Source organism: Stenotrophomonas terrae (assembly GCF_039674165.1).
Lineage (GTDB): Bacteria > Pseudomonadota > Gammaproteobacteria > Xanthomonadales > Xanthomonadaceae > Stenotrophomonas > Stenotrophomonas terrae_A.
Genome location: NZ_JBDJMY010000003.1, coordinates 90,839 through 103,606, shown reverse-complemented (window position 1 = coordinate 103,606; position 12,768 = coordinate 90,839). Strand labels below are relative to the sequence as shown.

Sequence of the window (12,768 nt, the reverse complement as noted above, 5' to 3'; positions counted from 1 at the left end):
CAGTGGACCACGCGCATCAGGAAGCTGCAGAAGCATCAGTGGAAGAACCAACAATCCGCACTGGTTCATTGCCGTTGGGTAAGGGAAGCTGCTGACAGTGGTACTGACAGATTTCACGGGAAACGTCTCAAAAGTAGTCGCTCAGCCTCAAATCAATTCAGTGCTATGGCCTAATCAGGCCGCGCTAGCGATAACCGGAAGCATCGCGCGCATTTCGCCCTGATCAAGAGTCTGTCGATATGGATATCCGACACTCGGCACTGCTCGCCTCATTGGCGTCGTTGTCGCATCACAATCGCCTGGTCCAACTGCAGGGGCCGCATGACGGTCTGGTGGTGGAGCGTTTTGAAGGGCAGGAAAGCATCTGCGGCGGGTTGCGCCTGCAGATCGATTGCCTGTCCACCGATGCCTTCCTGGACGTCGATCCTTGGCTGGAACAGCCACTGACGCTGCAGTTGCGTACGGCAGGCGGCTCGCTGCGCCAATGGCATGGCCTGTGTACTGAAGTGGCGCAGTTGGGCAGTGATGGCGGCTTGGCCCGTTATCAGCTGGTGCTTGAACCCTGGACCGCCTTGCTACGCCTGCGCCGCAATGCCGTGATCTTCCAGGACATGGATATCCGAGGTATATGCGAGCGGATATTTTCTGATTACCCGCAAGCCGCTTATCGCTTCGATGTGGAAGCGGCGCTGCCGCGTCGGCCCATCACTACCCAGTACCGGGAGACGGACTGGCAGTTCGTTACGCGCTTGTTGGCCGAGGTAGGCCTGGCGTGGCGCATCGATCAGGCACAGGGCAGCGAGGGTAGTCACACCTTGGTGGTGTTTGGCCCACAGGCCCAGCTTCCGGATATAGGTGAAGTGCGCTTCCATCGCATTGCGGCTACCGAGGCCAGCGATGGCATTGCCACATTCGGCGAGCGCCAACAGCTGGTCGCCAACAGCAGCACGGTGGCCAGTTGGCATGGCGAGCAGATCAGGGCCGTTCCTGCGCAGGCAAGTGCGGCGGTCGGTGAGCTGCCCCTGCTTGAGGTCTATGTGCAGCCGCGTGCTGGCCGCTTTGCCGGCGCCAGCTGGGCACAGGATGAAGCACAAGCGCGCTTGGATGCGCTGCGAGTGCCGCAGCTGCTGTACAGCGGTAGCGGCAGCGAGCGAAGGCTGGCGGCGGGCATCGGCTTTACGCTTGTCCAGCACCCGCAGCACGAGGCCCAGCGGTTCCAGGTGTTGGTGGTGCAGCACGCTGCGGTCAACAATCTGGACAACGGTATCGCCGACCTATTGGGGCATAGCGAACTGGAGCGCGGTAGCTACCGCAACCAGTTCCTCGCCACCGATGCCGCAGTTCCGGTGCGGGCGTTGCCGCAGGATCGCCCAAGCCTGCATGGCCCGCAGACCGCACGGGTGGTGGGCGTAGCCGATGCCGTGCTCAGCCCCAACCGTGAGCATCAGGTGCGCATCCAGTTCAACTGGCAGCGCGGCAGGGCACCAAACCCCGGCGGCATTGCCGATACCGGCAGCGGCCAGTCCGGGCACGCACCCGGCGATCACACCAGCGGTAGTTGGGTGCCGGTTGTGGAATGGGTAGCCGGCCCCAACTGGGGAACCGCATTCCTGCCGCGCATCGGCAGCGAAGTGCTGGTGGAATTCCTGCACGGCGATATCGACCAGCCGCGCATCACCGGCCAGCTGTTCAACGGCGAAGTCGCACCGCCGTTCGGTGGCGGCATCGACGCGCAGGCGCAGCACCCCGGCGTGCTCAGCGGTCTGCACACGCAAGCGCACGATGGCAGCGGCACCCAGCAATGGGTAATGGATGACACGCCCGGTCAGCTGCGCACGCGCCTGCAAAGCTCCTTGGCCGATAGCCGCCTGGAGCTGGGCTATTTGATCCAACACCAGAACAAGGCACGTGGCGCATTGCGCGGCGAAGGCTTTGAACTGGCAACGCAGGGTTGGGGCAATTTGCATGCCGGCGAAGGCCTGCTGCTGTCGGCCAGCACCCAGCAAGGCGCTGCATCCACCGTGATGGACAACGCTGAAGTCGTCGCACAACTCAAAGGCGCCGAACGCAGCCTGGAACAGATGCAGCAGACGCTGCAGCAACACCAGGTCCCCGGACTAACGGCATGGCAGAGCACCGGCCTGTTACGCGAGCTGGCGGACCCACGCGCCGATGGTCGCTTTGAAGCTGAGGTCAACGGCCAATCGCAGTTCAAACCCAGCGACGGTCGTAATACTGGCGATGAACCAGTTGAGCGCTTCGCCAAACCCATGCTGCTGGCCGAAGCACCCAATCACATCGCGTGGACTACGCCAGCAAGCGCAATTGGTTACGCCGGCCAGAACCTGCAAATCACCGTGCAGCAGGACCTGCACGCCAGCAGCGGCCAAACCATCGCTACCGTCTCTGGTGGGCGGGTTTCATTGTTCGCGCAAAGTGGGCCGCTGCGTTTGATTGCTGCCAATGGCCCCGCGAGTCTTCAGGCGCATGATGGTGAGCTGGAGTTGCTATCCGAGCAGGCACTCACCATCACCGCGACCGATGCCCGAATCGACGTGCTCGCGCAAAGCAAGGTGGCACTGCAGGCCGGTAACAGCGCGATCACGTTGGAAGGCGGCAATATCACCTTCAGCTGCTTGGGAGAGTTCAAGGTCAGGGCTGGGGATCATCCGTTCCTGGGTGGCAGCAATAGCCCTGCCGCGATGCCTGCATTGCCAATGCAGCTTCTGTCGCGCGATCCATTTGAAATTCGTATCGCGCTAAAAAACGAGGCAGGAAAGGCCATTGGCAAACAGGCGATTCGCATCTTGCGAGCGGACGGAACCTATGAGGATGCCGTCACCGGCGCAGACGGCGTTACTTCAATCGTCGCCCGAAGTGACAAGCCTGAGAACCTGAAGATCGTCCTTGCTGACAACGAGATCTGGGAGATAGATGACCCTGATGTCACCTCATTGGCTGGCAATGAGGAATGCTGCGCGCGAGCAACACTTCAAACCGAGGGCGATCAAGAATGAATCAGCCAGCACCAGCCAACAGGCCTGCCCCGCCGCCCGCCCCGCACTACCTGTGCTTTCGGGTGGTGGATATGCAGAACAACATGATTTCAGGGCGCCGCTACACGCTGGAGTGGACGGATGTTGGTGCGCAGGAAGCGACCCGTCGTGAAGGCACAACCGCGGCAGATGGGCGCACCATCAAGATCACCACGCAAGGTCAGGTTGCCGTCTCACTGGCTATTGCCCCACCGTCCGGAGGGCAATGTCGCTCTGTAGGGCAAAGCGTGCAAAGCAAGCCCGAGAACAAGCCCTTTGTTGCCACAGTGCGTTTGACTTTCAACGCCACGGCAACGACCGCGCCGCAATCAGAGAATCACTGCGAAACGCTGACTTTGCGGCAAGGCAGGCAGCGGGTGAAATATGTGATCAACAACGTGCCCCGTGTGCCCGATGGGGCCGGGTGGCAAGCCAACCACCTGAGGAACTTGCCGTATCTGATTGTGGATGCGAATACCCTAGAAGTCCTGCATGCCGGCAAGGGGCTCAACGATCCCGCAAAATTCACCGGCTCACATACCCAGGTATCGACGGTGGAGGTTGCCGTGGACGGGGTGGAGTCGGTTGGTATTGTCCTCGGCGCGGCGGCCAATGGTGATTGGGACGAATGGCGAAGGGATGCGAGAAATCTGGTTATGTATCGCCTGACTCCGGAGGCTGAGGGGCTAACGATCGTTACCATTACGGAAGCGACATTGTTGGAGCCCAATCAGGCCTTGGCGCAATTGCTAGCGGCCGAAGGTATTGGTCCGCAACGCACAGCCAGATTGAATGGAAAGGTTTGGGCGCTGTGCACTCGGAGCTATTCGGTGCAGGACATCCGCACATGGATCACGGGTAACCTGACGCTTCCAGATGAGCACGGGGATTTGGGTGCTTGGTACCAAGTTGCGAGACCGAGTCTTCGCCAGATCGATTGGGCCGAGCAGCACGGCAAGATCAATGCCGGGCAAGCAGCAGAATACCGTACGGCGCTCACGTTGCCGGCAACCGCTCTCGCGGCCAACGCAGCAGCCCTTCCCTCGCCGTTACGCATGCAATTATCCTGGTCTGAGCTACTGGAGCCGTTCTATAGCGGGCAGATCGTCAATGTTCCGTTGCCGGACAGGGCTTTTTCACAAGGCGGCGAGATCATCATTGCACCGCTGGATCTCACACTGAAACTACAAGTCGGCTTCTGTGACAATGCGGGCAGATACACTGGGTTGTCACAAGTCGAGATCGTGGCCAGGAACCACCCCTATATCTACATGATGCTGCTGTCTGCGTGCGCGGAAGCGGGGGTGAACAAAGTAGAGATCAGCGGCATGTGGCGCCCGATGCTGGGCTCCTGCCTGCATAAGCTGGGTGACGCACTCGATATTGTTGCAGTAGACGCACGCAACGATAGATTGGCAGAGTTCCGATTCAATAATAATCGCGTTGCCAACAATGCATTGGCGAGGCGCTTCAATACACTATTGTATGAACACCGCTATGCGAACAGTGCCCAGCACATCTACCAGTTTGATGAATACCCTCACAGCGCCGATGGTCGCCACTTGAATCATCTGCACATCACCTGCAGGAGCCGCAGAGCACTGGATCCGCGCGACACAGCCGGCTACATCGGTCCAAATCAACAGAGGCCGTTGATGTTACCGGTTGTGTTTCCGGCGGCTAACGGCAGAGGAGGTGCAAGACCATGGCTCATTCGGTAACCGGGAAAAATGTGAGCGCTTGGAAATCACGATGCAAAACGGCGGCTTTGCTGGTCGTATTGGTTCTTCTTGGCCAGAGCGGGGATGTGCCAGCAGGGCAGTTTGAACGCAGCTGGAGTGAAGACCCAAGGCGCGGAGGGCTCCATTGCGTCATTCTTAGTCGTGCGGATAGCTATCATCTCTATAAAAATTTGGGAAATCTGATACGTCCGCAACTCAATGACCTGTCGGATGTTGAGCTTGTTAGCGAAAAGCGAGGGGCGGTAGTGATCCTCAATCGTCACTACTGCGAGCGCTTCTTTAGTACCGATCCGCAGGACCAGTATGTACGCAAGGCGAACGACATCTACTGGTACGACAAGCGTGAGTTCTTTCACGAATCCGAGTTGATCCCCATCGATCAATGGCGAACCCGCTACATCTACGAGAAATCCGACGGCTCCTATGTCGGCTCTGAACTGATGACGCCTGAGGATGAGCGTGAGCTGGACCGCTTGGTCGGTTACAACGCATACATGCTGGGCAAGAGCAAGAATGACCTGTATCAATTCAGTGACGACGGCTATTACTTTGACAGGGAAACCCAGCTTCGCTGGCGGCTCATGCACCTGCCGGGCTTCGATCCAAATGTCGAAGTCCACTCCAGCGACGAACCCAGCATCTTCTCTATTGATGAATCAGGCCGCCATCTGCCTCGACTTGTCCCGCTGTTGCGCCCCCAGAAATACACCGTTGAGTGCAAAAAAATGGCCAACGGCGGCATCAGTTGCGGGTTCGCACGAAAGGACGAAAGTGCGGGGACAGCTGCCCCGCCTACTGATAGGTACAGTGGTGCAATTCGGGATATCTCACCAAAATTTTCTCCGCTTACGATTGGTTTGGGTCGGGTCACCATCAACAAACGCCTCACCCACGGTGAGCCGTTTGAGATGAAGGATCGCTACAACAGCGAGGTCACCGACTACTTTCTCTATGCCGATTTTGATGACCCGATTCGACCGGTGTACTTCGCTCCAGGCGTGTTGCTGCGTGATCAGCCCAAGGGCTATAGCAAGGCACCACGCAAGAGCGACTTCATCAATGAGGAGATCTGCCTGACGGACTGCCCTTCTGATATCGAATGGCAGCTATCAAGCATCCGGAAGCGGATTGAAGCGCATCCGTAAGATTTTCTGCCTGACGGGGCGTCGTTCCGTCAGCGTTGATTGTCTAGAAAGCATCTCAATAGGAGCGAGTTCGTGATCTTCGAAATGTTGTTGCTGTTTGGCCAGGTGCCCGTTGTTGATCTGAATGAATTGCCCAAGGATAGAAGGGAGGCAATTGAGGACTTCCATCATGAGGACGTGATGTTACCGGCCGTTTGCAGTAGTCCTGAGTTGCAGAGACTTCAGGGCGAAACATATCGGCTTGCCAAGGTGAACGGGCAGCAGGCATGGGACGTTGCCAGAACAATGTTTTGTGGCACCAGTAAGGATTCCAAGCGCTATCTTGGGCAGCATATGCCGCACAAGGTGACTTATCTTTCTCTCATTGTGGGAGAAGTAGTTAATGTTGGTGATGAACTTGTAGCAAGAAGTTCTGTTGAGATGCTCCAGGGAAGGGCGTGGGAGACAGATTTGCGTCGAGAATCCGAGAAATTGGTATTTGAGTACACCATCGATGGCTTGTGTCGCGGTAGCTTCGCACTACGCTACGTGCAGCAGTCATGGCTGCTGGTGCAAGTAAGCGAGGGTTGTATTTGAGAACGAACATTGCGTAATGACCAAGTCCGTGCTTGGGTGGATTTCAGTTTCCCAGAGTTGGATAAGTTGCTGGGGGCATTCGGCAGTGCGTCCTATGTGCGCAGGCACTTAGGGCTTTGCATGAGGGGCATCCGTCTTCGAAGCACTGTCGCGGAGAAGTAAGTCGCTGGCGACGATGGTTGGAAGCGTCATCATGTCGAACACATCAGTTCGGCGTGACCTTGATACCAAGTCAGTAATCACAGTTTCGTGTTGAGCGCAGGTGGTTTACGAATGTGTCGGCAACCGGCCAGAATGCAGCGCTGGGCTCAGCGAACACGCAGATATCCAGCTGATGCTTTCGCAGGCCCCCCTACTTTCACGGAGTGATGGCAATGGCTTCGCCGAGTCTGATTGCACTGACCTTGTTTGTTGCATGGGCGTTGGTTCTTATGGCGCTCATGGAAGTCATCCGGTCAAAGCTTGTCCTTCAAAAGACTGTTCTGGCAAATGAGTTCAGGCCGGACAACGCGAATCTCTCTCCGTTCATGCAACGGTTGGCGCGTGCTCATGCGAACTGCATCGAGAACATTCCAGTTCTGGGCGGACTGTTGCTCATCGCGATTGTCAGCGGGCGGGAGCATGTCACTGATCCGCTGGCCTATGTTTTGGTGGCAGCGCGCTTCGTGCAGACGCTGATCCACCTGGCGTCTTCTTCTTCGGTAGCGGTGACGCTGCGGTTTGTCGCGTTCATCGTTCAAGTGATGATTGGCCTGTACTGGTCTTTCAAGCTGCTCACCTCGATCTGACGGCAGTTGGTTTTTTTTCCTGCCGTTGAAGTAGTTTGTCGATACTTTGCATGCTTGATTGGAGCGCTAACCAGCGCGGTACAGCAATGCTGCGATGTCGGCGCTATGCTGATCAAGCTGAGGTTGGATGTAGAGTTCGTGGCAATGTCAACGACGACAACCACGCCGTCGTTGCTTGTCGTCCCGTTGCCGGGTGCCATCCAGAGAGGTCTTTATGACGGTCAAGCGCATGGACAACATCGGCATCGTTGTAGAGAACCTGGACGCCGCCATTGAGTTCTTCAGCGAGCTCGGCCTCAACCTTGAAGGCCGCATGCCGATCGAAGGCGAGTGGGCGGGCCGTGTTACCGGCGTGCGTAATCAGCGGGTCGAGATTGCGATGATGCGCACACCCGACGGCCACAGCCGGCTGGAGCTCTCACGCTTCGACGCCCCTGCCATCGCATCCGATCACCGCACTGCACCGGTCAACTCTTTGGGCTATCTGCGTGTCATGTTCACGGTGGAGAACCTTGACGACACCCTTGATCGGCTCCGGAAACTGGGCGCGACGGTGGTTGATGAAGTGGTCCACTACCAGGATACCTATCGGCTCTGCTACATCCGTGGTGTTGAAGGAATTCTGATCGGGCTTGCCCAGGAGTTTGGGCACACGCGTTCGCAGTGAGCGCGGTGGAAGAACGGCCTGCCTCCGCGCTGAATCCAGCATCTCCTGGCGGGGCGTAGCTCGGGCAGTTGCGTGTCCGGGGATCGCTGAGACCGCCCAGGGCGGGGGGATCGGCGCAGGTCGTGCGTTTCGCTTGACGGCCCCCTGGCCCGCTGGGACTATCCGCGTATTCATCATGACTGCCAAGGTTTCATCATGTCTGGCTTGCTCGGCGGGTTGATTGAGGGAATTGTGGATTTCGTTACCGATATCTGGGTGCTGCGCAGGCAGCGTTCGGGCAGGAGCAGGCCTGCAAACTCCTTGGGCAAGGATGCGGCGGATACCGCGTTGTTTGATGTTTGGGCGTTGCTGCTGTCGATGTTTGCGTTTGTTTGTTTCGCCGTGTTGTTGTTCGTGCTGAAACTGCCTTTGTGGATCAGCTTACTGCCGGTGGTAGGGGCGGTTGTCTACCTGGTCTATCGATGGTTCGCACTGGTGCGAGCGGAGTGACTGCGTTTTTCGCTGGGGAAAGGAAAGGATTGAAGAAGGTGGATGGAAAACAAGCTGATGCGATTGCCCAGGCCTTGCTGGCGCCACAGTTGCATGTCCAGCAGGCGCTTGAGCGCAGGCGTGCAGCGAAAGCCGCGTATCTTGCCCGCAAGCGCCGCGTAGCTTGGTTTGCATTGGCCGGCTCCGGCATCGGCGCCGTAGTTGCATATGTTGCCGGGGAAGGCTTCGCGCTCGGCGTCGTCTGGGGTGGGCTGGTTGGTTCCGCCATCGGTTGGCTCGCCCTGCGCAAAGCGGCTGCTTGAGGCTGGCCTTATTGCGTTCGCGTAGTGAAGCCTGCGCTTGTCGCAGGCTCCAGCAGCACATGCCTGCGACTATTCATCTGGGCGGGATGTGACTCACCTCGTTGTAGCCCGGCGCTGCTTGCGTAATATGCGCAAGGCCAGCCCGGCAAGCATCTGGAGTATCCCTGTGCCGCCACGCAATCCCGTGTCCGTGTTGCCCGTGCTGCGCGTTGCTGTCTTGGCTGCGGTACTGATGGCGATAGCTCCCGTGGTCCATGCGCAGGCCCCCAACGCCAGCGCGCAGGCTGAGCCGTCGTTCAATGCCTTGCTTGATGCGCAGACCGTGGCAGCCATCAACGCCGATCCCGAACTGCGCACCATGCTCGGCCTCAGCGGCGATGGCTTGGAGCCGCTTTCCAGCCAACTCACCGATGTCTCGCTGCAGCAGCGTGAGGTCAACCGCCGCTTTCTGTCCGACAACCTTGCCATTCTCAAGCACTGGAACGGTACGCCGTTGGATCCGCAGCAGCGCTTGAGCGATGGCTTGGCGCGTTGGTTCTACCAGTCGCAACTCGACCTGATGGCGGTGCCGTGGGCGGCGGCATGGGTGCCGATGAGTGGCAGTACCTATGCCGTGGACCAGTTGTTCAGCCCGGCGGTGAACCTGCCGCAGTTCATGGACAACCAGCATGTGGTCACCGACGAAGCCAGCGCGTTGAGTTACATCGCGCGGCTGCAGGCGCTGGGCAACAAGCTCGATCAGATCCGCGCCAACCTCGACATGCAGGCCGGGCAGGGCGTAGTGCCACCGGAGGTGGCGTTGCAGGGCGCAGCCGATCAGTTCATCGCACTGCTTGCGCCTGCGCCGAAGGACAGCCTGTGGGTGAACTCGCTGCGGCGCAAGCTGGACAAAGTGTCTGCGCTGCCGGCACCGCGTCGTGAACAGCTGATCGCGCAGGCAACGGAGGCGGTGCGCAGTTCCGTCAATCCCGGCTACCAGCAATTGCTTGCCGATGTGCAGGCGCTGCAGGCGCGGCATCTGGGCAACAACGGTGTGTGGGCGTTGCCGCACGGCAAGGCCTATTACGACGCAGCGCTGCGCTGGTATACCAGCACCGATCTTGATGCCGATGCCATCCACCAGATCGGTCTGGATGAAGTGGCGCGGCTGGACAAACAGATGGATGCTCGCTTGATCGAACTCGGCCTGCGTGAAGGCAGCGTCGCCGAGCGAGTCCAGAAAATGCGCGAAGATCCACGCTATCGCTACGCCGACAGTGATGCTGGCCGTGAACAGTTGCTGGGCGATGTCCGCCAGCGCCTCGTCGATCTGGAGCCTATCCTGCCCACCTGGTTTGGGTGGGTGCCAACCCAGAAGCTGGCCGTGGAACCGGTGCCGAAACACATGCAGAAAACCTCACCGGGCGGCTATTACTACCCACCGGCGATGGATGGGTCGCGGCCCGGCACCTTCTTCATCAATCTGGGTGATATCGCGTCCAATACGCGCTGGAGCATCCCGACCTTCACTTACCACGAGGGTGCGCCCGGCCATCACTTCCAGATATCCATCGGCCAGACCCTGACCGACCTGCCGATGCTGCGCCGCAGCCTCAACCCCAGCGCCTTCAGCGAAGGCTGGGCGCTGTATGCCGAGCAGCTGATGGCCGAGGCGGGTGTCTACAAGGATGACCCTGCCGGTGATCTGGGCCGGCTGCAGGCAGAGATGTTCCGCTCGGTGCGATTGGTGGTGGATACCGGCCTGCATCGCAAACGCTGGACACCGGAACAAGCGGTGGCCTACATGCAGCAGGCCACCGGTATGAACCCCGGCGATGTGCGCGTGGAGATCAACCGCTACCTGGTGCAACCGGGCCAGGCGTCGTCCTACAAAATGGGCCATCTGCGCTTGCTTGAACTGCGCGAACAGGCCCGCAAGGCGCTGGGCGACAAGTTCGACATACGTGCCTTCCACGATTTGATTCTCGGCAACGGTGCGATGCCGATGACGGTGGTGACGCAAGCCGTGGATGCATGGATCGCAGCCGGCGGTGGCGAGCCAAATCGCTAGCAGTGAGTGCAGTTGTTGTCGGCAAGCGCGGCGGCGCGCCTTCTGTAGTGCCGAGCCATGCTCGGCAAGGGGCCTTCCCCTAACGCTCGAGCGCAGCGACGCTCTGCTTTACCAACACTGGCCGGCACCGCCAGCGCCGAAGAACTGCAACGTCCGATCATGGCGAGCATGAGCGCCTGCCAGCGTTGATGCTGCAGGCCCATCCCAACGGACCGCAGCATGGCCGCCTTCGTTCTACACGCTCTGCGCCACACCTCATTCGAGGCACTGTTCCAACTGGACGAAGCGGCGCTTGCGGCGCGGCAGATGGCGCGGGTCGTTGCGACGACAACAGCCGGTTTCCCGTGTCGGGTGAGTCTGGCCGATGCCGAGGTCGGCGAGGAGCTGTTGTTGCTGTCGTATCAACATCAGCCGGCGGATTCACCGTATCGCGCCAGCGGCCCCATCTTTGTTCGCCGTGGTGCGGTGAGCGCGACGCTGGCGGCCGACGAGGTGCCGGCGCAAGTACAGCGCCGCTTGATGTCACTGCGTGCCTATGACCAGCAGGATCGAATCATTTCCGCCGAGGTCTGCGACGGCCTGCATGTCGCCGACTGGCTGCAGCATGCGTTTGATGATGTGTCTGTGGCCTACGTGCACCTGCATTTTGCCCGATACGGCTGCTATGCCTGCCGTGCCGACCGCGCCTGAAACCGCGCCAAGCCATGGGCAACAGTGGATGCCGCGTGGGCTGAATGCACCAGCTGCTTGCGTGACAGGGGGCTGGCAAGCCGTTGCATGCGGGTTTGGCCGCGAAGCTTGGGCCAGTGTTGATTTCCGTCAAGGCAACGCGCCAGCCGGCGGCGCATGGTTGGCACCCAGGCGAGGAGGTTGCCGCGATGGCGAAGCCATTTCCATTGAATCCAAAGCACCCCGAGCGGATCTGCTGGGGCTGCGATAAATATTGCGGGACCGACGCCTTGGCCTGCGGCAACGGTTCCGGGCGTACCCAGCATCCGGCGGAGTCGCAGGGCGAAGATTGGTATCTGGCCTGGGGGATCGAGCCGGACCCGCTCAGGCCGGGGCAGGCCCGCAAGCCGCAGCGTTGAGGGCACCTGTGCTGTGGCCAAACCGGTGTTTGCGCATAGACTGGCGCCAAGGATAAGGAGATTCCGCGATGAGCTATGGCATTGGACAAGGTGTGGGTGGTTCGGCCGAAGCACAGCAGACCCGCTGCGCATGTCTGCTGTTGTTGGATACATCGGCAGCGATGAGCGGGCAGCGCATTGATCAGCTCAATGCAGGCTTGATGCACTTCAAACAGGCGCTCTACGCCAACGCGCAGAGTGCGCAGCGCGTGGACGTTGGCATCGTCAGCTTCGGCCCGGTGCGCACGGTTACCGAGTTCGTATCGGCGGACCGGTTCTATCCGCCGTTCCTGGTCAGCACAGCGGATACGCCGATTGGTGCGGCCATCGAGCAGGGCGTCGATATGGTCCGCCAGCGTACGCAGTACTACCAGGCCAACGGGCTTGGGTACTACCGGCCATGGATATTCCTGGTTACCGCAGGTGCGCCCAGCGACAGCTGGCGCAATGCCGCCGAGCTTGTGCGGCAAGGCGAAGCCAGCAAGGATTTCCAGTTCTTCGCGGTTGGCATGGAGGGCGCGGATATGGAGGCACTCGCGCAGATATCGGTGCGTGCGCCGCTGAAGTTGAAGGAAGTGAATTTCCGTGAGCTTTTCGACTGGCTGTCTGCGTCGATGGATACGATTGCGCGCTCCAGCCCCGGTGATACGGTGCCGTTGATCAATCCAACAGCGGCGGGTGGTTGGGCGTTGGCCTGAGGCCGTCCCTGGCTGTAGGAGCGGCGTCAGCCGCGAAGCCGGCAGCGCTGGAACCCTAGCCATGAGGGCAATCTGATCATTCCTGGCTTCGCGGCTGACGCCGCTCCCACACATGCGGTTTTGGGCTTTGTGCCGAGCATGGCTCGGCA

At 59.7% G+C, this 12,768-nt stretch carries 12 protein-coding genes; all 12 read left to right on the top strand.

All coding sequences use genetic code 11. From position 1 onward, the window contains the following. Window positions 1–239: 239 nt before the first annotated feature. Window positions 240–3,017 carry a type VI secretion system Vgr family protein gene (locus ABE493_RS02365; protein WP_346496901.1) on the top strand — a complete coding sequence of 926 codons (2,778 nt, stop codon included), beginning with the start codon at window positions 240–242 and terminating at the stop codon, window positions 3,015–3,017. After that, the gene (locus tag ABE493_RS02360) at window positions 3,014–4,756 is read left to right on the top strand and encodes a hypothetical protein (protein WP_346496899.1); all 1,743 of its coding nucleotides are present in this window, start codon (window positions 3,014–3,016) and stop codon (window positions 4,754–4,756) included. Before ABE493_RS02365 ends, ABE493_RS02360 begins: the two co-directional genes overlap by 4 nt. Then, window positions 4,741–5,922 (top strand): hypothetical protein, encoded by a 1,182-nt coding sequence (locus ABE493_RS02355; protein WP_346496897.1) that lies wholly within the window; start codon window positions 4,741–4,743, stop codon window positions 5,920–5,922. Before ABE493_RS02360 ends, ABE493_RS02355 begins: the two co-directional genes overlap by 16 nt. 72 nt (window positions 5,923–5,994) lie before the next feature. Further along, window positions 5,995–6,498, top strand: a complete 504-nt coding sequence (locus ABE493_RS02350; protein ID WP_346496895.1) for a hypothetical protein — start codon at window positions 5,995–5,997, stop codon at window positions 6,496–6,498. A gap of 374 nt (window positions 6,499–6,872) precedes the next feature. After that, a complete protein-coding gene (locus ABE493_RS02345) occupies window positions 6,873–7,286 on the top strand; it encodes an MAPEG family protein (RefSeq protein WP_346496893.1) in 414 nt (137 codons plus the stop codon). A gap of 214 nt (window positions 7,287–7,500) precedes the next feature. After that, entirely contained in the window at window positions 7,501–7,953 is a 453-nt protein-coding gene (locus tag ABE493_RS02340; protein ID WP_346496891.1) for a VOC family protein, read from the top strand. A gap of 195 nt (window positions 7,954–8,148) precedes the next feature. Beyond that, window positions 8,149–8,442, top strand: a complete 294-nt coding sequence (locus ABE493_RS02335; protein ID WP_346496889.1) for a hypothetical protein — start codon at window positions 8,149–8,151, stop codon at window positions 8,440–8,442. 29 nt (window positions 8,443–8,471) lie between these two features. Next, window positions 8,472–8,744, top strand: a complete 273-nt coding sequence (locus tag ABE493_RS02330) for a hypothetical protein (protein WP_430980694.1) — start codon at window positions 8,472–8,474, stop codon at window positions 8,742–8,744. A 184-nt stretch (window positions 8,745–8,928) separates the two neighbouring features. Further along, entirely contained in the window at window positions 8,929–10,794 is a 1,866-nt protein-coding gene (locus ABE493_RS02325; RefSeq protein ID WP_346496887.1) for a DUF885 domain-containing protein, read from the top strand. 219 nt (window positions 10,795–11,013) lie between these two features. Beyond that, the gene (locus ABE493_RS02320) at window positions 11,014–11,484 is read left to right on the top strand and encodes a DUF1203 domain-containing protein (protein WP_346496885.1); all 471 of its coding nucleotides are present in this window, start codon (window positions 11,014–11,016) and stop codon (window positions 11,482–11,484) included. Window positions 11,485–11,600: 116 nt separating this feature from the next. Continuing rightward, window positions 11,601–11,882, top strand: a complete 282-nt coding sequence (locus ABE493_RS02315) for a DUF3079 domain-containing protein (protein WP_346496883.1) — start codon at window positions 11,601–11,603, stop codon at window positions 11,880–11,882. A gap of 68 nt (window positions 11,883–11,950) precedes the next feature. After that, window positions 11,951–12,619, top strand: a complete 669-nt coding sequence (locus ABE493_RS02310) for a vWA domain-containing protein (RefSeq protein WP_346496881.1) — start codon at window positions 11,951–11,953, stop codon at window positions 12,617–12,619. Window positions 12,620–12,768: the final 149 nt, after the last annotated feature.

Bases quoted from the DNA above. Each gene is read 5' to 3' on its own strand.
- ABE493_RS02310 (WP_346496881.1), top strand. From the start codon at position 11,951: ATGAGCTATGGCATTGGACAAGGTGTGGGTGGTTCGGCCGAAGCACAG.
- ABE493_RS02360 (WP_346496899.1), top strand. From the start codon at position 3,014: ATGAATCAGCCAGCACCAGCCAACAGGCCTGCCCCGCCGCCCGCCCCG.
- ABE493_RS02320 (WP_346496885.1), top strand. From the start codon at position 11,014: ATGGCCGCCTTCGTTCTACACGCTCTGCGCCACACCTCATTCGAGGCA.
- ABE493_RS02335 (WP_346496889.1), top strand. From the start codon at position 8,149: ATGTCTGGCTTGCTCGGCGGGTTGATTGAGGGAATTGTGGATTTCGTT.
- ABE493_RS02355 (WP_346496897.1), top strand. From the start codon at position 4,741: ATGGCTCATTCGGTAACCGGGAAAAATGTGAGCGCTTGGAAATCACGA.
- ABE493_RS02365 (WP_346496901.1), top strand. From the start codon at position 240: ATGGATATCCGACACTCGGCACTGCTCGCCTCATTGGCGTCGTTGTCG.
- ABE493_RS02345 (WP_346496893.1), top strand. From the start codon at position 6,873: ATGGCTTCGCCGAGTCTGATTGCACTGACCTTGTTTGTTGCATGGGCG.
- ABE493_RS02340 (WP_346496891.1), top strand. From the start codon at position 7,501: ATGACGGTCAAGCGCATGGACAACATCGGCATCGTTGTAGAGAACCTG.